We start from the raw sequence: 24,376 nt of genomic DNA, 5'->3' as shown, positions 1-24,376 counted from the left end.
GTGGCAAGCTGCGAAAAGCCACGGGTAGGAGCAAGCATCCTTTGATCCGTGGATATCTGAATGGGGCAACCCGGCCGAGCAACCCTCGGTCATCCCGTAAGGGAAGGAACCCGGCGAAGTGAAACATCTCAGTAGCCGGAGGAAAAGAAATCGAGAGAGATACCCTGAGTAGTGGTGAGCGAAAGGGGAGCAGCCTAAACCCGGTAAGTGTAAGACTGCAATCGTTGCTTATGGGGGGTTGTGGGAATATGTACTCGTGACTTGCAGGTTGCGACAGCAGTTACAAAAGAAATCGTTAGACGAACCGTGTTGGGAAAGCGGACCGCAGAGGGTGAAAGTCCCGTAGTCGAAAGCGAAATCTCTGTTGACATATCTCCCGAGTAGGCCGGAGCACGAGGAATTCCGGTTGAATCCGGGCGGACCATCGTCCAAGGCTAAACACTTCAGGTGACCGATAGCGAATAGTACCGAGAGGGAAAGGTGAAAAGCACCCCTGGCGGGGAGTGAAACAGACCTGAACCCGTATGCCTACAAGCAATCGGAGCTGGAAATGCCGCGAGGCATGGAAAGTGACGGTGTGCCTATTGAAAAATGAGCCTGCGAGATACTGCGTGTAGCAAGGTTAAGGGCTATAAGGTCCGCAGCCGAAGGGAAACCGAGTCTTAACAGGGCGCAAGTTTCACGTAGTAGACCCGAAGCCCGACGATCTAGCCATGGCCAGGTTGAAGTGAGGGTGAAACCTCATGGAGGACCGAACCAGTATCTGTTGAAAAAGATTTGGATGAGCTGTGGTTAGGAGTGAAAAGCTAATCGAGTTGGGTAATAGCTGGTTCTCCCCGAAATGCATTGAGGTGCAGCCTCAGGTATTTCGTCTCGGGGGTAGAGCACTGGATGGATGCGGGGGACTGGGGTCCTACCAAATTCAACTAAACTCCGAATACCGAGACGTGAAGCCTGGGAGTGAGACTACGGGTGATAAGGTCCGTGGTCGAAAGGGAAACAGCCCAGACCGTCGGCTAAGGTCCCAAAGACATGCTAAGTGTGGCAAGGATGTGGAGATGCCCAAACAGCCAGGAGGTTGGCTTAGAAGCAGCCATCCTTTAAAGAGTGCGTAATAGCTCACTGGTCGAGGATCTCTGCGCCGAAAATGTAGGGGGCTAAGCATGACACCGAAGCCACGGGATGTATGTAAATACATCGGTAGGGGAGCGTTGCCATTGGAGTGAAGCCGTATTGTAAAGTGCGGTGGACCGATGGGAAGTGAGAATGCAGGCATGAGTAACGACAAACAAGTGAGAATCTTGTTCACCGGAAGACCAAGGTTTCCTGGGGAAGGTTGATCCGCCCAGGGTTAGGCGGGACCTAAGGCGAGGCTGAGAAGCGTAGTCGATGGACAGCAGGTAGACATTCCTGCCCCGTTCTTGGACGTTATTACCGAAGTGGTGACGCAGGAGGCTAGGTGTAGCCGGCGGATGGAAGAGCCGGTCCAAGGGAGTAGGCAGGGTAGGCAGGAAAATCCACCTACCTGATAATGCTGAGACCTGAAGGGGAGTGCTTACGAGCGCGAAGACATTGACGCCACGCTGCCGAGAAAAGCCACTAGGGAGGAAGAGAACGCCCGTACCCGAAACCGACACAGGTGGTCTGGCTGAGAAGGCTAAGGTGAGTGGAATAACCATCGTTAAGGAACTCTGCAAGTTGACTCCGTAACTTCGGGAGAAGGAGTGCCACCCTGGTGAAGCTAATGCTGGTGGAGCTGAGGGTGGTCGCAGAAACCAGGCCCAAGCGACTGTTTACTAAAAACACAGGACTCTGCAGAAGGCGCAAGCCGACGTATAGGGTCTGACGCCTGCCCGGTGCTGGAAGGTTAAGGGGAGAGGTTAGTCTTCGGGCGAAGCTTTGAACCGAAGCCCCAGTAAACGGCGGCCGTAACTATAACGGTCCTAAGGTAGCGAAATTCCTTGTCGGGTAAGTTCCGACCTGCACGAATGGCGTAACGATTTGGGCGCTGTCTCGACGATGGATCCAGTGAAATTGTGGTACCGGTAAAGACACCGGTTACCCGTGGTGGGACGGAAAGACCCCGTGGAGCTTTACTGTAGCCTGGCATTGGGACTCGGCACATCATGTACAGGATAGGTGGGAGCCTGAGAAGCGAGTACGTCAGTATTCGTGGAGGCGTTGTTGGGATACCACCCTTGTTGTGTTAAGTTTCTAACCGCTGCTTCTGAATCGGAGAGCGGGACATTGTCAGGTGGGCAGTTTGACTGGGGCGGTCGCCTCCTAAAGAGTAACGGAGGCGCGCAAAGGTCATCTCAGGGCGAATGGAAAACGCCCGAAGAGCGTAAGGGTATAAGATGGCTTGACTGTGAGACAGACATGTCGAACAGAGACGAAAGTCGGTCCTAGTGATCCGGCGGTACCGAATGGAAGGGCCGTCGCTCATCGGATAAAAGCTACCCCGGGGATAACAGGCTGATCTCCCCCGAGAGTTCCCATCGACGGGGAGGTTTGGCACCTCGATGTCGGCTCGTCGCATCCTGGGGCTGAAGCAGGTCCCAAGGGTTGGTCTGTTCGCCCATTAAAGCGGTACGTGAGCTGGGTTTAGAACGTCGTGAGACAGTTCGGTCCCTATCCACCATGGGCGTAAGGTATTTGAGGAGAGCTGCTCCTAGTACGAGAGGACCGGAGTGGACGCACCGCTGGTGTACCAGTTTGTGTCGCCAGATGCATAAGCTGGGTAGCTATGTGCGGAACGGATAACCGCTGAAGGCATCTAAGCGGGAAGCCGCCTCCAAGATGAGATACCTCACTGCGTAAGCAGGTAAGGCGTCCCGTAGACGACGGGGCAGATAGGCCGGAGGTGGAAGCGTGGCAACGCGTGGAGCTGACCGGTACTAATACGCCGAGGCCTTAACCTCTTTTTGTTTTCTTTGTTCCTTGTCAGGGAGCTTATATATAGTTTGGAAAGATTCTTGGTGGCTTTTGCGGAGGGGGTACACCCGGTCCCATGCCGAACCCGGCAGTTAAGCCCTCCAGCGCCGATGGTACTGCGATTCGCTTCGTGGGAGAGTAGGTCGCTGCCAAGAGTCTTTTCTCCTTTCTACGACCAGCCCCGACCATCCTTCGATGGTCGGGGCTGGTCGCGTTCTATAGCGATGGCTCTTTTATGTTGAGCTCTTTTTTGATCGCTTCCTGTAGAATAAACGAAACGTTGATGTCTTCGTGCTTTTTGAGCTCTTCCTCCATCCAGGAAGGTACGGTCAAGGTTTTCTTGACGGACTTTTTGCTCCATGCTCTTCTGGTTGGCCCCATATCGGCTACCACCCTTTGAACGAGACCCCCCTCGGGGGGAACGATGGTATCCACGTCAGTAGGCTCAGGAATCTCGTCCTTTTGAACCTCCCTGAAATACATGCAATCTTCGAGAATCGATTGGGCCTCAATCAACGCCTCCTCTAGAGAGTCGGCGGAGGTGAAGCAGTTTTCGAGATCGGGGAACTCTACGGACCATCCATCACCGTCGGGATAAAACACGGCCGGATAGGTGTAGTAAGGTACTTTATTCATGACATCCCTCCTAACGAGAAGCAGTCTTCTCAATCTTCGATATCAAGTCTTTTCTTTATCTTCGACAGGAGTCCAGGTTTTATCTTTCGCGGTATTGGAAAAGGACGTTCTCCTGGTTTCATAGCTAAAACATGACTTCCCTTGCCTCTAGTTTCGTCTATTTGCCAGCCCCTTTGTCTTGCTATCTTGATGAGATCCCTCTGGCTGTAGAATTTTCCCAATTCCTCACCTCCGAGACGCTATTATCATAGATGCAAGTTCAACACGTGTCAATACGTATTGCAGGGGCCGTTGTCTCTAAGGGCCCCTCTTTGTAACGAAGACGTTACGTGGTATAGTTTTCTCGTTCCGATCTTTCGAGAATAAATACCTTAGGAGGTGCAACATCCATGTCCAGATGTTCCAGGTTCCTGGCGACGATGCTCGTCGCTCTTTTCTCCTTCGTTTTCGTAGCTGGAGCCATGGCGGAAGACCGCTCTCTGGTGGTCTATTCCAGCGTAGACGAGGAGAACGCCACCAACATATTGAAGGCCTTCTCCGAGGATACGGGGATAAAGGTCAATATGGTTTTTCTGTCCTCCGGTCCGGCTCTCAGCCGCATCGAGGCGGAGAAGGCCAATCCTCAGGCGGATGTGTGGTTCGGGGCTCCCAACGAGAACCACATAGTTGCCAAGACCAGAGGTCTGACCCGTCCCTATATGTCTTCCGAGGCAGAGGTCTTGGCCGATAATTTCAAGGATTCGGAGGGTTACTGGTACGCCTTCTACATGAATCCTCTGGGATTCGGCGTATTGGACGAGGAGCTGAAGGATCAGGGAATATCCGTTCCCGAATCCTGGGCCGATCTTACCAAGGCCGAGTACAAAGGGATGATCCAGATGCCATCTCCTCAGTCTTCCGGGACGGCCTATGCCATGATACAGACCCTTATGACCGTTTTCGGAGAGGACGGGGCTTTCGACTACATGAAGAAGCTCAATCCCAACATCCAGACCTATACCCAGAGCGGAACCGGTCCCAGCAAGAACCTGGCCATAGGTGAGACTGACATAGCCATACAGTTCACACCGGCCTTCCTCAAACTGGTCGATCAGGGATATCCGTCCAAGGTGATATTCCCCGCCGAGGGAGTCGGCTACGAGGCCGCCGCCCTTTCCATAGTGAAGGGAGCCAAGAACCTGGACGAGGCCGAGGTTCTGGTGGACTGGATAATTTCCAAGAAGGGGCAGAGTTCCCTCAGCGCCGCCAAGACCTACTTTTTCCCGGTCCGTTCCGACGTATCGGCCGGCGAGGGAGTTCCTGCCCTTTCGGAGATCTCCCTTATCGATTACGACAGGGAAAAGGCCGCCAAGGACAAAAAGCGCATAGTGGAACGCTGGGTCACCGAGGTGCTGGGACAGTAGTTTTCCCCGAGTCCTCTTTCGTATAGTTCGCCCGGGGAGCTCTCCCCGGGCTTTTGATTTGGAGGGAAGTGGTATCTTGCGACGAGGTATGAGAGAGCTTCGTCTGCTCTGGAGGGACCCTGTGGTCGCCCTTTTGGTGCTAGCCGTAGGGGTCGCCCTGGCTTTATTCGTCATATACCCTCTGGGGATGGTGTTGTTGAAGAGTTTTCAGGGAGATGGAGGCGGTTTTTCCCTGGAAAATTACCTTCGTTTCGGCCAGTTCACCTATCTCAGAAACGCCCTTATGAACAGCCTTCAGGTGGGAGCTCTTACCGGTATCATAGGGGTTGCCGTAGGTTATGTGGCCGCTTTGACGATGGTGAGGACCAATATACGTTGGAAAAAAATCTTGCATTTGATATTCATACTTCCGATAATAGCGCCTCCTTTTACCAGCGCTCTGTCGGTGCTGATGCTGTTCGGCTCCAACGGCCTCATTACGAGGGGGCTGCTTGGGATAAGGCACTATTCCATCTACGGTTTCAAGGGAGTGCTGATATCGCAGGTGTTCACCTTCGCTCCCGTGGCCTATCTGACCCTCAGAGGCGTTCTGGAGTCGCTGAATCCCACCTTGGAGGATGCCGCCATGAACGTGGGGGCGTCCCGCTGGCAGACTTTCCTCAGGGTCACCCTGCCTCTGAGCCTGCCTGGCATAGCCAGCGCCTTTCTCGTGGTGTTCATAGAGTCTCTGGCGGATTTCGGAAATCCTCTGGTGCTGGCAGGCAGTCGTTTCCCCATGTTGGCCACCCAGGCATATCTGGAGATAACCGGGTCGTTCAACCTGCCCCTGGGAGCGGCTCTGGCGGTGGTGTTGCTGCTTCCGTCGGTGACGGCTTTCCTGATACAGCGTTATTTCCTGAGAAAAAGACAGTACACCACCGTTACTGGAAAACCGGTGGATTCCACGTCCAAACTCATAGGTCCCGGGGCAGGAGTTTTGCTCCGAGGCGTTCTGGGTTTGTTCGCCCTTTCCGTGGCGCTCTTCTACGGGGTTATAGCCGTAGGGGCCTTCACCAAGGTGTGGGGATACGATTTCACCCCGACCTTGGACCATCTGACCTACGCTTTCCAGGTGGGAGGGGATACCATAAAGGACACCTTGATCGTGGCTCTGTTGTCCACTCCGATATCGGGGATATTGGGTATGTTGATAGCCTTCATGGTGGTCCGGCTGTCCTTTCCGGGCAAGGGGACTCTGGAGTTCGGCTCCATATTGAATTTCGCCGTTCCCGGTACCGTGGTGGGCATAGGTTACATACTGGCCTTCAACAGGCCTCCTCTGGTGTTGATAGGGACCTTGAGCATTCTGGTGCTGAACTTCGTGTTTCGCTATATTCCGGTGGGAATTCAGTCCGGCGTGGCGGTGCTTCGGCAGATAGATCCGTCAATAGAAGAGGCTTCCAGAAATCTGGGGGCCGACGGTTTGACGACTTTCCGCAAGGTGACGCTGCCCCTCATAGCCCCGGCGTTTTTCTCCGGGCTGGTATTCGCCTTTGTAAGGGCCATGACCGCGATCAGCGCCGCTATCTTCCTCGTGTCGGCCAACTGGAACCTTCTGACGGTGCAGATCCTCAGTCAGGTGGGGTCCGGAAGGCTCGGGGTCGCGGCGGCTTTCAGCGTCATATTGGTCTGTATCGTTTTGATCGCTGTTGCGGTCATAGGTCGACTCGTGCCGGGACGTACCGGCGGGGCCTCGGCCATTCAGGTTCGGGAGGGTTAGTGTTATGGAGCTTCGCATTTCGGGAGTCACAAAGGAATTCGACGGTTACGACGGTGCCTCCAAGGTCCGGGCTGTGGATCAGGTCGACCTTTCTGTGGAGGACGGCGAGCTGGTTACATTGTTGGGTCCCAGCGGCTGCGGCAAGACGACCCTGCTTCGCATGATAGCCGGTTTCGAGGACCCGACGGAGGGAGATATATATTTCGGCGATAAGAGGATGAACGACGTGGCCCCCAACAGGAGAAACGCCACGCTGGTGTTTCAGTCCTACGCCATCTTTCCCCATCTTAACGTCTTCGAGAACATCGCCTTCGGCCTGAAGCTCAAGAGGCTGAGCCATAAGGATATAAAGGCCAAGATGGAGAGAGTGGTAGACCTGGTGGGGCTCCGGGGCCTGGAGAACCGTCAGCCTTCCCAGCTTTCGGGGGGGCAGCAGCAGAGGGTGGCCCTTGCCAGAGCCATAGTGATGGAGCCGGAGCTGCTGCTGTTCGACGAGCCTCTGTCCAACCTGGACGCCAAGCTCAGGGAGCAGATGAGGATAGAGATCCGGCGGCTTCAGAAGACCCTGGGGATAACGTCGGTCTACGTTACCCACGACCAGGCGGAGGCGATGAGCATCTCCGATAGGGTTGTGGTGATGAAGGACGGACGGATCGAGCAGATAGGCTCTCCTGTGGATCTCTACGCAAGGCCGAGAAATCGCTTCGTGGCCGATTTCATAGGCAAGGCCAACTTTCTGGAGGGGACGGTTTCCGACGGGGGGATTCTTCTGGGAGGGAAGACCTATCCTATGGATATATCCTCTTTCGAGACAGGAGAGGTGCGGCAGGTGGTGGCCCGTCCCGAGGCGGTGGTCCTTTCCCGAGAGGAGGGACATTTCCCCTGCGAGGTGGTCAGGACCACTTTCCTGGGAAATCTGGTGGAGTACGAGGTGGAATGCCCCGACCTGAAGACCCTGACTGTACATCAGGTCAACCCCATAACCGGCGAGCTCTTTCGTCCCGGCGAGTCGATCCGGGTTTCTCTGCGCCCCGACACGTTGCATCTTCTGGAAAAAGAGTGATCTAAAGGACTATCATTTAGAATAGACCTGTTCCACTTAAACCCTTGTTGTAGCTGAATATATGTGTTACATTTTTCGTATCAAGGGAGGTGGCAGGAATGAGAAGATATATGACCTGTAAGGCTGGCCCTTTCTACTTCAGCGAAGAGTATGACAAGGAGCTCCTGTCCCCTTCGTTGGCCGTTGCGACGGTCCTCAACAAGACGGTGGCGGACCTTCCGATTCTGCCTCGGAAGGTGTCCCAATTAGAGACGGAGCTTGTCCGTCAGTCCATCTTCGGCACCGCCGCCATAGAGGGGAATCCCCTCTCTCAGGAAGATGTCATCGGGATAATGGAGAACGACGACGTTCCCGACGTGGTCCATAAAAGCGAGATCGAAATTCGCAACCTCGTCAGAGCCTATGAATTTCTATCGAAGATCAAGCCGGAAAAGGACCCCTTTGTCCTGGAGGAGTCTCTGATCAGAGAGCTGCATCGTATAGTTACCTCAGGGGTTCCCCACCAGTTCAACGAGCCCGTAGGTTATACGGAGGTCGGAGACAAATCTCACGGCGGAGTTTACAGGCCCCCTCGTATATTGAAGGATATAGAGGACCTGATGAGGGAGTATGTCGAGTGGGTCAACAGCGAGGAGCTTATCTCGAAGGGGCCTTTCGTTCGGGCTATATTGGCACATTATCATTTTTCGCTGATCCATCCGTTTTTCGACGGCAACGGCAGGACCGCCCGGCTCATAGAGGCGATCATACTTCAGGCGGCGAACGTTCGTTATGTGCCTAAGATGTTGTCCAATTATTACTATCGGAATATCGACGGCTATTACTCCGCTTTTTCCGAGACGATAAAGCTCAAGGGGAAGGATGTAACCCCTTTTTTGAAGTTTTGTCTGGACGGAGTCACCGAGTCGTTGATGGATATCAAGGATAGGATAACGGATCTGATAAAAAAACTCGTTTTCAGAGAGCACCTCGCTCAGTTGAAGGCCCAGAGGGAGATCACGGTCAGACAGTTCGAGCTTTTGTCCCTTCTGCTCGACGACCTACGGGACTTCTCTTTGAACGACCTCATGGGTGAAAGGCCTTTCTCTCTGCTTTATCGAAAGGTCACTAAACAGACCGCCAGAAGGGACGTAAAGCGTCTTACGGAGCTCAAGCTGATCGCTCAGGCCGGGGAGAATCGATATTCCCTGAACCTGGATGCGGTGAAATAAGACCATAGGGTGTCTCTAAGAACTCACGTCCGAGTTTCCTCGGAGAGGTCGTTTCGGCTCCGCCCTGTCTCGCCCAAACGTATTCCCGATCTGCCTGTTTCGTACAGACCGCCTCGGAGGGCACGTCCTGTGCCCCCTCGGCTTGGGGCGACGTCCTGTCGCCCCATTCGTACTACACGACGGCAGGTCGGAAATACGGGCTCGAATGGGCTCCTCCGAAACGACCTCTCCGAGGACTGGAGTTTTCAGAGGTGCCCCTTAAGATTGGACCGCCAGCTTGGCTATGGCTACTATCACGTCGACGGCTTTCTCCATAGAGGGTATCGGTATGAACTCGTACTTTCCGTGGAAGTTGTGTCCTCCTGTGAAAAGGTTGGGGCAGGGCAGCCCCATGTAGGATAGCCTGGCGCCGTCGGTGCCTCCTCTGATGGGCTCCACCATGGGGGTTATTCCAACCTCCTCCATGGCGGATTTGGCCAGTTCGACTATATCCATTCTGTTCTCTATGTGTTCCCTCATGTTGAGATACTGCTCCTTGAGCTCCAGGGTAGCCCTGTCTTCGAACTCCCGGTTGATCTGGTCCACCGCTCTTCGAACCGTTTCCTGCTTTTCCTCGAAGAGTTTTTTGTCGTGATCCCTTATGATGAACTTGAGGGTGGTATCCTCGACTGTCCCGTCGAAGGTGTGAAGGTGGATGAACCCCTGGTAGCCCTCGGTCTTCTCCGGGACCTCCGAGATCGGCATCAGCTCGGCCAGCCTAGTGCCTATGTGGATCGAGTTGATCATCTGGTCCTTGGCCGTTCCGGGGTGGACGTTACGTCCCCTTATGCGGACCGTGGCGGAAGCTGCGTTGAAGTTCTCGTACTCCATCTGTCCGACCGGACCCCCGTCCACCGTATAGGCCCAGTCCGCCCCGAATCCCTCGACGTCGAACAGGTCGGCTCCCCTGCCTATCTCCTCGTCGGGGGTGAAGCCTATTCTGATTCCGCCGTGAGGTATCTCGGGGTGATCCTTCAGATAGGCTACTGCCGTCATTATCTCGGCTATACCGGCCTTGTCGTCGGCCCCCAGGAGGGTGGTGCCGTCCGCCACTATTAGGTCCTGTCCTATGTAGTCGTTTAGACAGGGAAAGTCGGAGGGGGACAGCACGACCTCTCTCGCCTCGTCAAGGACGATGTCTTTACCGTCGTAGTTTTTAACTATCCTCGGGGATACGTTTTCGCCGGACATGTCGGGGGCGGTGTCCATGTGGGCTATGAAGCCTATGGTCGGCCCCTTCGCCGTCGCAGGCAGGGTGGCGGTCACGTATCCGTTGTCGTCCATCTTCGGATCCTCCAGGCCTAACTCCGTCATCTCCTTTACCAAGAGCCTGGCTAGATCCAGCTGGCAGGAGGTGCTGGGGCAGCTGGAGGAGCTTTCGTCCGAGGTGGTGTGGATCTTGGCGTATCCTATAAATCTGTCTACTAGTTCTTTCACGAGATCCCGTCCTTTCGATGCGTAAAAAGAAATATGCCCCTTTGGGGACATTCCGAATACGTCGATAGTATAATATAGGGCATCTCTAAAAACTCCCCTAACTGGCAGGGAGAAAAACCCCTGTTTAGGCTGGGATGTTAAAATACCGGTTGTAACCAAAAATTCTCGAGAAGGGATGGGATCCCCTTGAAACAGCGGAGCCTCTTTGCGGAAGAAATAGCCTACGATAGCCTTGAAAAGGTGAACGATCCACTGGTACGAATAGAGAAAGCGGTGGACTGGTCCATCTTCGAGCAGCCGTTGAAGGACTTCCGCGAAGGGCTCAGACAGAAGGATTCTCTGGGAGGAAGAAAGCCCTTCCCTCCTCTTCTCATGTTCAAGATCCTGGTGCTTCAGGCACTGTACAACCTGTCGGACGACGCAATGGAGTTTCAGGTAAGGGACAGGCTTTCCTTCAGACGTTTTCTCGGCCTCTCCCTGGAAGCCAAAGTCCCTGATGCCAAGACTATATGGCTTTTTCGGGAGCAGCTGACCAAGGCGGAACTGATGAAGCCTCTGTTCGATCTTTTTGACGGTCACATCCGTAAAAGCGGCTTCGAGGCAAAAAAAGGGCAGATAGTGGATGCCTCCATAGTGAAGGTCCCGATCCAGAGGAACAAACGGGATGAAAACCGCAAGATCAAGGATGGAGAACCACCGGAAGACTGGCCCGACAACAAGAGATCTCAAAAAGACACCGATGCCAGGTGGACGAAGAAAAACGGCAAAAGCTCCTTCGGCTACAAGAACCACATAGAGATCGACTCTCAGAACAAGATCATCCGTAAATACAGCGTAACCGAGGCATCGGTCCACGACAGCAATGTATTCGAGGAACTCATCGATCCCAGTAACAGCAGCAAAGACGTCTATGCCGACTCAGCTTATAGAAGCCATGAGAAAATCTCTTGGCTTGAGGAACAAGGCTACAGACCGAAGATCCAACGAAAAGGATACAGAGGCAAACCCATCACGTGGTGGGAAAAACAGGGTAACAGAACAAGATCCAAAGTCCGAAGCCGAGTGGAGCACGTCTTTGGAGCCCAAACCATGAAGGCCGGCAACCTGATAGTTCGAACTATCGGGAAAGCCAGAGCTTCAACCGCTATAGGACTGAGAAACCTGGCCTATAACATCGTTCGATTCTCGTTCCTGATGATGAAGTCAGGGGCGATATCTGCCGTGCCCAAATGACGGTAAAAGCCGAGTTGTTCAGGTCACCGGAGCGACAATAGAGAATCATCTTAACGCTGATTTAGCCTAATTTGTCGCTGTTTCTGGTCTGTGGCTTTTTTGTCTGCTTAGACCGCTAAATATGGGGTTGCTAGAGGTGCCCTATAGGTAGACCATTTTTTTGAAAGGAGACCGGAGCTGTGGGAAAACTCATATCCCCCGATCCGGATATGTGGGGAAATCCGGTCCGAAAGGGAGCCCTGGAGAATAGGGTTCGGGAGCGAAAAGAGACGGTACGGCACGATAGAAAAAGGCTTGTCCTGACTGTGGCCATAACGGCCATACTGTTAGCCCCCTTCGTGATCGTAGCCACGAGATTTTTCTTTCGATGAAAGGAGAGGGTTCCATGTCGATAAAAGGATTCCAGATGATGATGCAGGTTCACGTTCCTATAACGGAGAATCATGTTATCTCCAGAAATATAGTCCGAAATTACGGGGACAGGGAAGAGATGGAGATGGAGATGATCAACTACATCAACAACATCCGAGAGAACGATCAGATAGGTTTCGGCGACGACATTATCTTTCTCCCCTCAGGCATGGGCAAGAAAACCATCGTGGAGTTTACCTACAAGGTGGTAGACTGACAGGTTTGTCTATAAGGCGATGACCTTTCGAGGTCATCGCCTTATTCGTCGCTGATTAGCTTTTCAGCTTCTTTTCCACGTATATCACGTCGTCGACGCTTTCTTTGGCCTTGGCCGCCGGTACTGTCCAGTATGTTTCGCACATTAATATTTGAGTCAGCAGGCCCATACAGGGCTATGTTCGGTTTTTAAGGCTTTCTGTGTTAGCTTACGACAGCGTTATCTTCCTGCTCCAGTATCTGTTCTCTGAGATGCTCCATGTTCATGTAGGCTCTCTTACCCCACTTGGTGGAAGCTACATGCCGGACTCTGGCGGATACCAGCATCAGGGCCGATTCCCCGTCGGGGAAGTTGCCCACGACCTTTGTTCTTCGACGGATCTCTCGGTTCAGTCGTTCCAGCGAATTGTTGGTTCTGAGCCGCTTCCAGTGTTCCGAGGGAAAATGGAAGTAGCTCAGGGTCTCCTCGTAGCCTTCCTGGACGATCTTGGCGGCTTTCTGAAGTTTCATGGCCTTCAGCTTTTTCTCTGGCTGCTTTCAGGTCTTCCTGGTTGTGTATCGCCTTCAGCATCAGGCTTACTTCTCGTGCCTTCCCCTTCGGGACGGCACTGTAGACGTTGCGGTAGAAGTGAACTATACAACGTTGCCAGATACCGTCAAGAAACACGTAGGGATGCTCACCCCTGATAGGACGGTTTCTCCAGTCGTCGATTCTGCCGTAGATCTTCTTGTTCAGATCGCTTACGGTAGATGGGCTTATCCGGGTTCCCCAGAGGGCCTCGGTGATGTCCTCGACGCTGTGGAGTCCTCCATGCAGGACATAAAAGGTATGTCCTGCGATTTATCCGGTCATGCCCAGACTTTTTCCGCCACCGCCGAAGAGGCAAATTCCACAGTCGAGGAGGTCTATTCCAATGTGGATCATACCGGCGATATGGTGGGAGGTCTCGCCGCAGGAGCGGAGGAGATAAACGCCAGTGTCCAAGAGGTCGCCGCCGGATCTCAGGCCGCGGCCAGAAAGAGCAGCGATGTGGCCGAACAGGTCGGAGAGGCCCGTCACTCCGGCGAGGACGGCCTGGAGTCGGTCAGAAAAGCGGTCAGGGCGGTCATAAAGGTCGCGGACGAATCGAGAAGCTCGATGGAGAAGGTCAAGGATCTGGGAAGCAGAGCCCAGCAGATACAGTCCTTCGTGACCGATATCGGTTCAATTGCGGATCAGACGAATCTTCTGGCCTTGAACGCCGCCATAGAGGCAGCCAGGGCAGGTGAGCACGGCAGGGGCTTCGCCGTGGTGGCGGAGGAGGTCAGAAAGCTGGCCGAGGAGAGCAATAATTCGGCGGCCAAGATATCCGATCTCGCCAAGGAGATAGCCGGAGATCTTCAGGCGGTCATAACCCTTGTGGAGGCCAACGAGGGGCAGGCCACCGAGGCTCGGCAGGGTGCCGAGGGGGCGGAGGTATTCATAGGAAATATCCTTCAGTCTCTGGCGAACATCGAGGCGGCGGCCCAGGATATGGCGGCGGTCTCGGAGGAGCAGGCAGCGTCCAGTCAGGAGATATCCTCCGCCGTTCAGGACATGGCGGAGAAGACCAACGACGTCTCCGAGTCGACCGGCGGCATAAGGGAACAGATGAAAGACGTTTCCTCCGTGGCAGAACAGGTAGCGATCGGATCCGAGTCTCTGGCGGAGATGGCCGAGAAGCTTCAGAGGGAGGTGGATCGATTCAAGATATCCGAGACGTCGTCTCTGGCCATTAGAGAGAAATGACGGAAAAATCGTTTTACCCGGAGAGTGCAGCAGGTCGGGGACGCCGTTCAACGGTGTCCCCGACCTGCTTTTTCAAGTATAATTTCTTTAGATCGAGTTTAACCTGAGAGGAGTGAACCGATGGGTTTGGTCAGCACCTCCCGTCTCTCCGAGGGGATGATATTGGCCGACGATCTCTCGACCCCGGCTGGTCGAAAGATCCTGGGGCGGGGAATGTCCCTCTCGGCAAAGCATATATCGATGATGAAGGTCTGGGGAATAGCCTTTGCCGACGTAGAGGGGGTGGATCAGGAAGAGCTTCTCTCCCAGGAGAGATCTCTGATGGAGACCATGGGCAGAAGCGATTCCATAGTCCAAAGCTTCTTTCCATCCCATCAGGGCGATGGGCCCTGCTCGGAGATTTTTCATCTGTGCAGGGAAAGATGTGCCCGGCTGATCGAAGAGGAGGATTCGGACGGGCTTTCCGAGATGACCGATCACAGAAGGCCGGAGGAGCTTCCGTCCAGGGCGGGACTTCCGGTGGATAAACCCCGTATTTCCGAGGTAATAGGGGGGGATGTCCCTCTGTGCTCTCTGCCGGACATATACTTTAAAATTCGAGAGGTGATTCAGTCTCCGGTCAGTTCGGCGAGATCCATAGCCAGAGTAGTAGGTACCGATCCCAACCTGTCTCTCAGATTGCTTAGGCTCGTGAACAGCGCTTTTTATGGCTTTCCCACCCCTATAAGGTCTATCTCCAGGGCCGTCGCCATAGTGGGCATAAAGGAGCTGTCCTCTCTGGCCTTGGCTGTGTCCACCATGAGCGCCTTCGACCATATCCCGTCGTCCTACGTGGATATGAGGTCTTTCTGGAAACACTCTGTGACCTGTGGCGTCTTGGCCAGGGTGTTGGCGAGTAGAAGAAAGATCCGTAGAGATGATCATTTCTTCCTGGCCGGATTGCTACACGACGTCGGTCGGGCCATACTTTACGTTCGGTTCCCTTCCCATATGTCCCATGGCCTGGGGGTCTCTCGCTTTTTCCGTCTTCCATTGGCGGAGGTGGAGAGACGGCTCATAGGCTTCGACCACGGTCAGGTCACCTTCAGACTTCTCGAGAGCTGGCGAATACCGGAACCTATCCTCGGTACGGCCTCATGGCACCACGAGCCAATGTCGTCGGAGAATCCAGAGGAAACCTCTCTACTGTGGTTAGCCGATTGGATGGCCAATGCCATGAAGATAGGCTCGAGCGGAACCTTCTACCTCCCTCCTCTGGACGAGGGACTGTGGGATCTGACCGGAATACACAAGGAGGAGCTCCGCTCCGTCTTCGATCAAGCGGAGAGGCAGATCGAAGAGATACTTCGAATATTTTTCATCGCCTGAGGTGGGATCATGGAAGAGAGGATAAGAGAGCTGGAGGAGCGAATCTCGCTGATCAATTCGGAAAGGGAGAGAGCTCGCAGGGTGTTGGACGATGCGGTGGATTCTCTGAACGTCCCGGTTACCCTCGGTCAATCCGGCGATGTCTCCGACGTCCTCGAGAGCGTGGCCTCCAGGATCCGTTCACTGATAAACGTCGGCGAGATCGCTTTTTTTCTGATATCCGAGGATGGATTGGATTTTTCCCGTGAGTGGTGCGATCCTGCCGAATCGGCCGATTTCTTCGAGTCGGAACGAACCATCCTGGTTGAGGACGGCACCGTAGCGTGGGCTTTGGGCAGAAACAAGCCCCTGAATCTGACCTCCTCGGACGGAACTTCCCTGCTTATTCACTCGTTGATAGCCCAGGACGAGCCGTTGGGCATCATGATGGCCTGCATAGAGGGAGATCCGGGGGGGATAATGGACATATCTCTGGCCTTCGTTACCGTCGTTCTCGGGGCTGCCGCCGGGGTGATAAAAAACAGCCGGCTCTACAGGATGATCAACGACCTGAACGACGAGCTCAGGGGCAAGGTATCCCGACTTCAGGAATCGGAGGCCCAGCTCGCCGAGGCCAATCAGGCGAAGGACCGTTTTCTGGCAAACGTCAGTCACGAGATAAGAACTCCTCTCAACGCCATCCTCGGCACCGCTGCGATAGTCAGAGGGAAGTCTCCCGCCGAGATGGACCGGGCTCTAGAAGTGATAAAAGACGAGGGACACGCCCTTCTGGCACTGATAAACGACATCCTGGATCTGTCCAAGATGGGGGCAGGGTTTCTCGATTTGGACGAGGCTCCATTCGATCTTTTCGAGCTTCTGGAGGCGTTGGAGGGATCCTATCGTTCCGAGGCGAAACGGAAGGGGTTGGACTTCAGCTTGGATCTTTCCAAGGATATACCTCGTTGGATAACCGGAGATCCCATCAGGCTGAGACAGGTGTTGTCCAACCTTTTGGGCAACGCCGTCAAGTTCACCTCGTCCGGACGGGTCTCCCTCACGGTTAAAAGTCTTCGATCCGACGGGGATAAGTTGACTCTGTCCTTTTCCGTGTTCGATACCGGAATAGGGATCCCCAGGGAGGTCGTGCCGAGGCTTTTCAAGCCGTTTTCCCAGGCTGATGGATCGACGAGCAGAAAATACGGCGGTACCGGCTTGGGGCTTGCCATCTCACGTAGGATCGTAAGGGCTATGGGCGGGGATATCTCCGTCGAGAGCGAAAGGGGCAGAGGGTCGACTTTTTCCCTCGATGTGGAGGTGATACCCTGCGATCCTCCTGTGCCCGAGGTCTACTCTCCGGTAGATAACGGTCGTATTCGTCCTCTTTCTCTCCTGGTCGTGGAGGATAGCCACACAAACAGGGTGGTTATAGAGGCTATGCTCAGGGATATGGGACACGATGTGACGACGGTATCGTCCGGCAGGGGGGCGATCAGGGCCCTTTCCGAGAGGTGTTTCGACGGGGTGTTCATGGACATACAGATGCCCGGGATGGACGGCCTGGAGGCGACGGCGATCATAAGGGAAAGAGGAGGTCCTGTCCTGGACCGGGATGTTCCAGTAATAGCCCTCACCGCCAACGTCATGAAGGAAGACAAAGAAAGGTATCTGGCGGAGGGGATGTCCGGGTATCTTCCGAAACCGGTAACCCGGGAGGATCTGGCCGAAGCTTTGAGAAACGTGGAGCCGGGAGATCCGAGGAAGCCCGTTTCGGGCAGATACGTTCTTGATATGACCGGTTTGGTGGAGCGAATGGGCGGCGATAGGGTCATAGCGAACCTGGTGGTGAAGACCTTTAGGAGCGATCTAGCTAAGATAGTGGAGAAAATAAAGACCTCAGTCGAGGATGGGGATTTTCGTAAGGTCCGAATGGGCGGACATACATTGAAGGGGGCGGCTGCCGGAGCAGGGGCCTGGGGATTGAAGATCGTAGGCGGTAGGATCCAGACGGCGGCGGAATCGGAGGATGGAGAGCTGTTGAACGATCTTATGGACGAGCTTGTCCTCGAGATGGATGATTTCGAGCATTTTTTCTGCGGGGGTGAAGAGCTATGAGGATTCTGGTAGCCGAGGACGACATGACCACCAGGGTGATGTTGGAATCGTTGCTGAAAAAATGGGGATACGATCCTGTAGTGGTCTCCGACGGAGAGGAGGCCTGGAAGGTCCTCTCCAGCGAGGAAGCCCCCTATCTGGCGGTAATAGACTGGCTTATGCCGGGACTGGAAGGTACGGAGATATGTCGTCTCGTTCGGGAGAGAAACCGGATGAACGGAAAATATCAGTACATCGTTCTCCTGACCGTGCAGAGCGAAAAAGAGGACGTAATAAGAGGGCTTGAGGCCGGGGCCGACGATTACGTGGTCAAGCCCTTCGATTCCCAGGAGTTGAGGATGAGGCTTTCCGTGGCAAAGAGGATTCTGGATCTTCAGGAGAAACTGGCATTTTTCGCCAACCACGATCAGCTGACCAATCTCCTTAATCGTCACGCCCTGTTCGAGAGACTCTCAGGGGAGATGGCCAGAGCGGATAGGGAGGGAACCTCTCTGAGTCTGGGGTTGTTGGATCTGGACCACTTCAAGAGGATAAACGATACCTACGGTCACCTGGCGGGAGACAGGGTGCTCCGTTCCATAGCGAAGATCCTATGCCGGGAGCTCAGACCATACGATGTGGTTGGACGCTACGGAGGAGAGGAGTTCGTTATGATACTTCCCGGAGCCTCGTCGGAGGAGGGGTACAGGATACTCGATCGAGTCAGGAAGAGGATCGGAGATCGTCCCCTCAAGGTGGACGACGATCAGGTGGAGCTCACCGTCTCTATGGGTTTGGCCGAATATCGGCAGGGAATGACTATGGACGGTCTTATCGCCCGAGCGGACGAAGCGATGTATAGGGCCAAGGATGCCGGTAGGGATAAGGTATCTCTGTGATTTTACACGCAAGAGGCCCTGTGCATATGCACAGGGCCTCTTGCGGCAGAGAATATATTGAGACGATATGAATATGCGGCGAGGGGCACCGCCGTCCCTAGGCTACCTGGTGCAGATTCTCCAGGGACGTATCGAAGGGAACGTTGGTATCGGCGTCGTGGATCTCCCGGGATCCTATCCTGAAAAGGGTTCTCATGGCTCCGAAGGATCCGGCGGAGAAGAAAAACAGCCCTCCCAAGAATAGGGACGAGGCCTGAGAGGCCATCTCCTCGACGAAAACCGGGCAGTACATCACGAGAATCCCGGAAAGGGAAAGGACAAGACAGCCTGCCAAGGTGTTCCGAAGATCTTCCGATCCTATGGCGGCCACCATGCCGAAAACGGCGATTCCGAAAAGGGATATAGTTGGGCCCGCCAGGATCAAAGCGGGCAGTAGAGCACCGGCCAGAGCGGACAACATAACACCGTGTCTCATGACGAGTTCCTCCTTAAAGAACGAGATATTCTGTATCTTGGCCCCATTCTATCCTCCCCCTATCGAAAAGACTTCGGTATTTTGAGTCAACTATCGCCCTATATATAGGGAGTCTTCCGTCATTTTGACGAAAGGAGCGATCATTTTGCTGGAACCTATAGCTCAGGAGCTTGCCAAGTCCATATCGGAGGTAATAGGTTACGATGTCCTTATCACCGACGTTAAAGGGGTGATAATCGGTTGCAGCGATCCCGACAGAGGGTTCGGAACCCTGAACGAGTCGTCCAGGATAGCCGCCGAGACAGGAAGGGGAAGCGTGGATACCGAGGAGGTCTCCCATAGGCTCAAAGGGACCAGGCCGGGGGTTACCTATCCCATGGTAGGGCCCGACGGCAGGGTAATAGGCACCGTGGCGATAACCGGCGATCCCGAAAAGGTCACTCCATTTGCCCTGGTGGTGAAGCGTCAGGCCGAGCTCTATCTCAGGGAGAGGATCATGCAGAGGGAGGTAATGGAGAGGGAGAGAAATCTCCAGGCGTTGGTCTCCGACGTTTTTCTGCTGAACTCCAAGGTCAGCGATCCGGAGCTGCTTCTGAACAGGGCGGAGCATTTCGGATACGATCGCTCCTCCGAATACGTCGCCTTGTCGGTGGAGACCGTCAGGTTGAGGGATTCTGCCGGGGCAGGAGTCTACAGGGATCCCGTGTTGGCCCGTCTTAGAGATGCTATGGGAGGTCCCAGGAGCCTCATGGCCGCCATGAAGATGGATCTCTACGTGGTTTTTCTCCCTCTGTCGGGGAAACTTGGGGCGGATTTGTCGGAAAGGATCGGCGAGATCTGGAATGGAGTCAGGAAGTCTCTTTCGTCCATGGGTATAGAGGCGGCGGTGGGGATAGGCAGCGGAGCCATGGGTATAGAGGAGCTTGCCCGATCATGTAAGGAGGCTCGGCTGGCTCTCAGGATCGGCAGAAAGGTGGCTCCGGGCGTCCGTTTCTATCCGATAAAGGGCTACAGGGTGGAGGAGCTTTTGTTCTTTTCTCCCCGTTCACTGACGGAGTCCATGTCCGAGAGGGAGCTGTCGCCTCTGGAGGGAAGAGGTGACACGGAGGAACTGCGCGATACCCTGACGGCCTGGTGCGAGAGCGGTTTCAACGTGGCCGAAGCGTCCCGGTCTCTTCACCTCCATCGTTCCACCGTGAACTACAGGCTGGAGAAGCTGGCTTCCATTTTCCATGTCGATGTCAGAGATTTCAGGGAGATGAGCCGGCTGTACTGGGCCATCTCCCTGGACAAGCTCATCGGTCAAAGGCGAAGGTCCTGAAGGTTCTTCTGGGCCCTGACTATGGAGGATATTATGGACGCCATGGCGTCGAAGCGGTCTATGGCCTCTTTCATGACTCCCACGGAGTGGGCTATCTCTCTGGATCCTTCGGACATCTTCTCTCCCGATCCGTCCAGCATCACCGTGATGTCGTCCATGAAGGACCTGTTTTCCTCCAGGAAGGACATAAAGCTGGACAGGGAGTTTCTCACCACGTCGAACATCTCGCTTACCCGGCGTACGTTGTCCATGGCGTCCTTGACCGATCCGGAGATCTCGGAGACCCTGTCGGTTATCTTGTCCGACGCCTCCTTGGTCTGGACCGACAGCTTCTGGACCTCCTCTGCGACAACGCTGAATCCCCTGCCGTGTTCTCCCGCTCTGGCCGCCTCTATGGAGGCGTTGAGGGCCAGCAAATTGGTCTGTTTCGCTATCCTGGTGATATCCTCGGAGATTTTCTCCACCTCCAGGAAGCCGTTCAGGGTCTCGTAGGTGGTCTCAACCGTCTTGTTCACGTCGGAGCTCATGTTCTCTATGTCCGTGCCGGAACGGTGAAGTTCTTCCTCCAGTTCCTGGTTCATCTTGCCTATCGACTCGACGTTCTTCCTGGCGTGGGTGCTGCTTTTCTGAAATTCCTCCACTGTGTCGGCCAGCATGGTATCGAGCTTCTGGAAGTCGTCGGAGATATCCGATAGCTCCCCCTGGACGTTGTTGACCCGTCTTACCAAGGCCTCGTCCAGCTGGTCCATGAAGGAGTTCATCAGGGTGTTGCCGAAGTAGGCCGACGACAGTCTGGCTATCAGATCTCTTTCCCTTTTGTTCATATCGGGGCCTCCCTATCGGAAGAGCTGATCCATGATGTCGACGCCGCATTTCAGGTTCCCGAACCAGTTCAGGAATCTGTCCACGTCGTCGCCCTTTATGACCGCTCCGTGCTGAGGGGCTATGGCGTCAATCTTCAGTTTGGAAACCGCGTCGACCCAGCGGCGGCAGGCCGAGTTGGAGGCCATATAGCGTTTGTGAAAACCCTCCATGTACCTGAGGTGGTCGTCGAAGTTCTCCACGGCGGGATATCTCTTTCCCTCGGGGAATACCGCCGCTCCGATGTCTCCGGAGAAGAGTATCCTCGATGTGGGGTCGTAGAGGGAGAACTGGCCGGTGGAGTGAAGGAAGTGGGCGGGGATGCAGGGAAGCTTCGTACCGTCCTTCAATGTGAGGTCGCCTCCTCTGTCCGGTATGGCTACTATCCTGCTTGTCTCGTAGATGCCGAAGTGGGGAAGGAACCTTGTCCAGAGTCCCGATATATGTGCCTTGGCCTTTTCCGCTATGGATAGCCACAGGGTTATTCCTGAGGATACGTCGGGATCCTGATGGGAGTAGAATATCTGGCTGACCGAACCGATGTCCACTATCTCTGCAACGTTGGCCAATACCCTGGGAAACACGTGGGCTCCGCCGGGGTCCATGAGAACGACCTCGCCATTATGGATTATCATGTACTGGTTGGTCTGGACGATGCTTTTCTCTTCCTTTTCCTCCCAACCTAGGTGGAGGTATCGGTGGTTACCATCTTCGTAGAGTACGGACGTGTCGAAAGAGCTCATTTAAAATCCTCCTTAATAGTGTAGGAGTGAAGGTCACTACAGTATAGTATAACCCCTAGATACAAAAAAAAAGCGAGGGGAATTCCTCTCGCTTTTTTGCGGGATTGTCTCTTACCGGCATTTCGGGAGACTTACCTCGAAGGTGGCTCCGTCCACGAATCTGGTCAGATCGATTCTGCCGTCGTGTCCCTCCACTATCCTCTTGGCTATGGCCAGTCCAAGGCCGTATCCTCCCTGTCCCCAGCTCTTTCTGCTTCTGGAGGGATCCCCTTTCTGGAACCGTTCGAAGATGGAGGAGGCCAGGCTTTCCTTTATACCCACTCCGTTGTCGGACACCGTGACCGTCCAGAGGTCTCCGTCCTCTTTCAGTTCCACGGCTATCTTTCCGCCCGGTTCGTTTTCGAAGCGTCTTCTGACGTATTTCACACCGTTGCCTATTAGGTTGCCCAGGGCCCGGTAGAGCTCGTCTCTTCGTCCCACCATGGGGGCCTTTTCGGGGGCTTCCAGAGTTATCTCTACCTTTGAGGCCATCGGGTGGGATCGGTGTTCCGATATCACCTCTGACAGGACTTTTGCCAGGTCGAAGGGCTCTCTTTTTTCCTTGGGAGGCTCGGCTTCCAGCCTGGAGAGTAACAGCATATCGTCCACAAGGGAGGTCAGCCGTCTCTGTTGTTCCAGAATGGAGTTGAGGTATCGTTTTCTGGTGTCGACGTCCTCCTCGTCCATGAGGAACTCCGCTGTGACCCCTATGGAGGTCAGAGGGGTCTGGAACTCGTGGCTTGCATCTGCTATGAAATTACGTCTTGCCAGGTCCAGCCTGTGCTCTTCCGTCATGTCATGAAAGACCAGCAGTATGCCCGTCTCTATCGATTCGGCAGAAACGGTAAGGAACAGTCCCCTCTCCGGCAGGTCCAGAGTGATTGGATCGGCTTGTCCAGACTCGGCCACCCGGTCTATCAGAGGGTGGAGGCTGCCGGGAAGGAGTACGCCGGTCTTCAGGTCCAACAGCTCTCTGGCGCAGTGGTTTATCATCCTTATGGACTTTTTTCTGTCCAGAAGTATCAGTCCCACCGGCATGGATGCTATCAGGGTCTCCAGATCGCCTCTTTCATGACGCAATTCCTCCATGGCTTCATGGAGCTGCTGGGACATGTCGTCCAGGGCTCTCGACAGGCTTTGAAGTTCCCTGTCGGCCATTATGGGGAACCGGGATTCCCTCCCTGTCGCTATGTCGTCCGCCGCCGCGACTATCCTCTCCAGAGGTCTGAAGAATCGCCTTATCATGAACTGGGCCAGGGCCAAAACGGCCAGGGCCGCCAGTATGGATAGCCCAAACAGCCTTTTGCGCCCTTCCGCCGCGGCCTGGTCCAAGGCGGACAGCCTGTAGGCCAGCCGCACCACATGTAAGTTCCCGTCTATCGACAGGGCCCTGGCGGAGTAGACCATGGTGGAGTCCAGACTCCTGCTGTATCTTATCTCCGATCCCGCTCCTGATGAGAAGGCCCTCTTTATCTCCGGTCTGTTGCCGTGGTTGTCCAATCTCTCGACCGATGCCTCCGTGTCCCGAAGCACCGTGCCGTTTTCGTCTATCAGACTGATTCTGCATTCCAACTCTTGGGCCAGCTCTTCGAGATCGAGAGAGCCGTCGCTTTCCTCAACCAGACGGGCCACGAGCCCCGCCTGTCGGGACAGCTCTCGAACCGCCTCGTCGGCGATGTGATCTTCCACTATCCGGCTCATCAGCAGCCAGGATCCGAAAAAGGTCAGCAATACCGCGGCCGCTGCGGCCAGCAGGGTCTTACCCTTCAGGCTTTTCATCCGATTCCTCCACGATTATCCTGTATCCTCGGCCTCTGAGGGCCGTTATGGTAGGAGCCGAGTCTCCTCCGGCCTGAGCCAGTTTCTTCCTCAGCCTTGATATGTGGACGTCTACGGTCCTGGTGTCGCCCCCGTAGACCCCCCATATCAAAGAGAGAAGTCTCTCCCTCGGGACAACCTGTCCCGGCCTCTCAGCCAGGGTTCGGAGCAGCCTGTATTCGGTCAGGCTCAGGTTGATCTCCTCTCCCTTGAACTTGGCTATCTGGCCCTCCAGGTCTATCTCCAGGTCGCCTACCGATACGGTCGGTTTGGTCTGGACGAGCTGGGTGCGTCTTATCAGGGATTTCACCCGGGCCATCAGTTCCACCAGGGAGAAGGGCTTCCGGATGTAGTCGTCGGCGCCCAGTTCTAGCCCCTGTACCAGATCCCGCTCGTCTCTTCTGGCCGTCATCATTATTATGGGAAGAGCCCGACTCTCCGGAGAGGATCTTATCCGTCGACAGACCTCCCAGCCGTCCATGCCGGGGAGCATCAGGTCCAGAAGAACCAGATCGGGCAGCACGGGATACAGCATGTCCAGGGCGTCGTCTCCGTTGTCGGCGGTCATGACGTCGAAGCCGTGTCTCTTCAGAGCCTGAGACACGACGTCCACTATGGAGGATTCATCCTCCACCAATAAAATTCTCTTGCCCTGTAAGCTCACGGGCC

General features: G+C 54.8%; 20 protein-coding genes, 2 rRNA genes and 1 pseudogene (1 of these 23 running past the window's edge). 14 read left to right on the top strand and 9 right to left on the bottom strand.

From position 1 onward, the window contains the following. A 23S ribosomal RNA gene (locus tag DPEP_RS03825) occupies positions 1-2,921 on the top strand (it extends 57 nt beyond the left edge of the window). Positions 2,922-2,974: 53 nt separating this feature from the next. Next, positions 2,975-3,089: ribosomal RNA gene (gene rrf / locus DPEP_RS03820) — 5S ribosomal RNA — on the top strand. Between the two features lie 61 nt (positions 3,090-3,150). Here rrf and DPEP_RS03815 read toward each other — a convergent pair. Beyond that, entirely contained in the window at positions 3,151-3,570 is a 420-nt protein-coding gene (locus DPEP_RS03815; protein ID WP_005659751.1) for a type II toxin-antitoxin system HicB family antitoxin, read from the bottom strand. Between the two features lie 29 nt (positions 3,571-3,599). Next, the gene (locus DPEP_RS03810) at positions 3,600-3,791 is read right to left on the bottom strand and encodes a type II toxin-antitoxin system HicA family toxin (RefSeq protein WP_005659749.1); all 192 of its coding nucleotides are present in this window, start codon (positions 3,789-3,791) and stop codon (positions 3,600-3,602) included. 168 nt (positions 3,792-3,959) lie between these two features. Between DPEP_RS03810 and DPEP_RS03805 the strand changes: the two genes are divergently transcribed. The 4 genes from DPEP_RS03805 (at position 3,960) to DPEP_RS03790 (ending at position 9,006) form a co-directional block, all read left to right on the top strand. After that, a complete protein-coding gene (locus DPEP_RS03805) occupies positions 3,960-4,973 on the top strand; it encodes an ABC transporter substrate-binding protein (RefSeq protein WP_005659748.1) in 1,014 nt (337 codons plus the stop codon). 88 nt (positions 4,974-5,061) lie between these two features. Continuing rightward, positions 5,062-6,732, top strand: coding sequence for an ABC transporter permease (locus DPEP_RS03800; protein WP_040382370.1), 1,671 nt, complete (start codon positions 5,062-5,064; stop codon positions 6,730-6,732). Positions 6,733-6,736: 4 nt separating this feature from the next. Continuing rightward, the gene (locus DPEP_RS03795) at positions 6,737-7,795 is read left to right on the top strand and encodes an ABC transporter ATP-binding protein (RefSeq protein WP_005659744.1); all 1,059 of its coding nucleotides are present in this window, start codon (positions 6,737-6,739) and stop codon (positions 7,793-7,795) included. A gap of 98 nt (positions 7,796-7,893) precedes the next feature. Further along, a complete protein-coding gene (locus tag DPEP_RS03790) occupies positions 7,894-9,006 on the top strand; it encodes a Fic family protein (RefSeq protein WP_005659742.1) in 1,113 nt (370 codons plus the stop codon). A gap of 258 nt (positions 9,007-9,264) precedes the next feature. Here DPEP_RS03790 and pepT read toward each other — a convergent pair whose 3' ends face one another. Continuing rightward, complete coding sequence (gene pepT, locus DPEP_RS03785) at positions 9,265-10,482, bottom strand: peptidase T (RefSeq protein WP_005659740.1); 1,218 nt, start codon at positions 10,480-10,482, stop codon at positions 9,265-9,267. A 186-nt stretch (positions 10,483-10,668) separates the two neighbouring features. Here pepT and DPEP_RS03780 point away from each other — a divergent pair, with 186 nt between their 5' ends. From DPEP_RS03780 to DPEP_RS03770, 3 genes are all read left to right on the top strand, one after another. Further along, positions 10,669-11,715 (top strand): IS5 family transposase, encoded by a 1,047-nt coding sequence (locus DPEP_RS03780; protein WP_005658687.1) that lies wholly within the window; start codon positions 10,669-10,671, stop codon positions 11,713-11,715. A gap of 179 nt (positions 11,716-11,894) precedes the next feature. Then, positions 11,895-12,086 (top strand): hypothetical protein, encoded by a 192-nt coding sequence (locus DPEP_RS03775; protein WP_005659738.1) that lies wholly within the window; start codon positions 11,895-11,897, stop codon positions 12,084-12,086. Positions 12,087-12,100: 14 nt separating this feature from the next. Next, complete coding sequence (locus tag DPEP_RS03770) at positions 12,101-12,343, top strand: hypothetical protein (RefSeq protein WP_005659737.1); 243 nt, start codon at positions 12,101-12,103, stop codon at positions 12,341-12,343. Between the two features lie 203 nt (positions 12,344-12,546). On the opposite strand, the pseudogene DPEP_RS12990 reads toward DPEP_RS03770, so the two are convergent. Then, a pseudogene (locus DPEP_RS12990) lies at positions 12,547-13,165 on the bottom strand (transposase); the annotation flags it as partial. Between DPEP_RS12990 and DPEP_RS13530 the strand changes: the two are divergent. The 4 genes from DPEP_RS13530 to DPEP_RS03745 all read left to right on the top strand — a co-directional run bounded on the left by DPEP_RS13530 (position 13,154) and on the right by DPEP_RS03745 (position 18,450). Further along, positions 13,154-14,110, top strand: coding sequence for a methyl-accepting chemotaxis protein (locus tag DPEP_RS13530; RefSeq protein ID WP_005659733.1), 957 nt, complete (start codon positions 13,154-13,156; stop codon positions 14,108-14,110). The pseudogene DPEP_RS12990 and the gene DPEP_RS13530 overlap by 12 nt on opposite strands. A 120-nt stretch (positions 14,111-14,230) precedes the next feature. Beyond that, a complete protein-coding gene (locus tag DPEP_RS03755) occupies positions 14,231-15,478 on the top strand; it encodes an HDOD domain-containing protein (RefSeq protein WP_005659730.1) in 1,248 nt (415 codons plus the stop codon). Positions 15,479-15,487: 9 nt separating this feature from the next. After that, positions 15,488-17,572 (top strand): ATP-binding protein, encoded by a 2,085-nt coding sequence (locus tag DPEP_RS03750; protein ID WP_005659729.1) that lies wholly within the window; start codon positions 15,488-15,490, stop codon positions 17,570-17,572. After that, the gene (locus tag DPEP_RS03745) at positions 17,569-18,450 is read left to right on the top strand and encodes a GGDEF domain-containing response regulator (protein ID WP_005659728.1); all 882 of its coding nucleotides are present in this window, start codon (positions 17,569-17,571) and stop codon (positions 18,448-18,450) included. The genes DPEP_RS03750 and DPEP_RS03745 overlap by 4 nt, the downstream gene beginning before the upstream one ends. A gap of 97 nt (positions 18,451-18,547) precedes the next feature. Here DPEP_RS03745 and DPEP_RS03740 read toward each other — a convergent pair whose 3' ends face one another. Continuing rightward, positions 18,548-18,925 carry a hypothetical protein gene (locus tag DPEP_RS03740; RefSeq protein ID WP_005659727.1) on the bottom strand — a complete coding sequence of 126 codons (378 nt, stop codon included), beginning with the start codon at positions 18,923-18,925 and terminating at the stop codon, positions 18,548-18,550. Positions 18,926-19,070: 145 nt separating this feature from the next. Between DPEP_RS03740 and DPEP_RS03735 the strand changes: the two genes are divergently transcribed. Next, positions 19,071-20,246, top strand: a complete 1,176-nt coding sequence (locus DPEP_RS03735) for a CdaR family transcriptional regulator (protein ID WP_005659726.1) — start codon at positions 19,071-19,073, stop codon at positions 20,244-20,246. Here the strand turns inward: DPEP_RS03735 and DPEP_RS03730 are convergent. The 4 genes from DPEP_RS03730 to DPEP_RS03715 all read right to left on the bottom strand — a co-directional run bounded on the left by DPEP_RS03730 (position 20,228) and on the right by DPEP_RS03715 (position 24,371). Further along, positions 20,228-21,070 carry a methyl-accepting chemotaxis protein gene (locus DPEP_RS03730; RefSeq protein WP_005659725.1) on the bottom strand — a complete coding sequence of 281 codons (843 nt, stop codon included), beginning with the start codon at positions 21,068-21,070 and terminating at the stop codon, positions 20,228-20,230. The two genes, DPEP_RS03735 and DPEP_RS03730, sit on opposite strands and share 19 nt — an antisense overlap. A 12-nt stretch (positions 21,071-21,082) precedes the next feature. Beyond that, positions 21,083-21,850: an oxygen-binding di-iron domain-containing protein gene (locus tag DPEP_RS03725; protein ID WP_005659724.1), complete on the bottom strand. Its 768-nt coding sequence runs from the start codon at positions 21,848-21,850 to the stop codon at positions 21,083-21,085. A 111-nt stretch (positions 21,851-21,961) separates the two neighbouring features. After that, on the bottom strand, positions 21,962-23,668 hold the full coding sequence (locus DPEP_RS03720) for a sensor histidine kinase (RefSeq protein ID WP_005659723.1): 1,707 nt from the start codon (positions 23,666-23,668) through the stop codon (positions 21,962-21,964). Next, complete coding sequence (locus tag DPEP_RS03715) at positions 23,649-24,371, bottom strand: response regulator (protein WP_005659722.1); 723 nt, start codon at positions 24,369-24,371, stop codon at positions 23,649-23,651. The genes DPEP_RS03720 and DPEP_RS03715 overlap by 20 nt, the downstream gene beginning before the upstream one ends. Positions 24,372-24,376 lie beyond the last annotated feature (5 nt).

It is taken from the genome of Dethiosulfovibrio peptidovorans DSM 11002, assembly GCF_000172975.1.
Taxonomy (GTDB): domain Bacteria; phylum Synergistota; class Synergistia; order Synergistales; family Dethiosulfovibrionaceae; genus Dethiosulfovibrio; species Dethiosulfovibrio peptidovorans.
The sequence above is the reverse complement of the archived record's forward strand: the minus strand, read 5'-3'. Positions and strand labels throughout refer to the sequence as shown.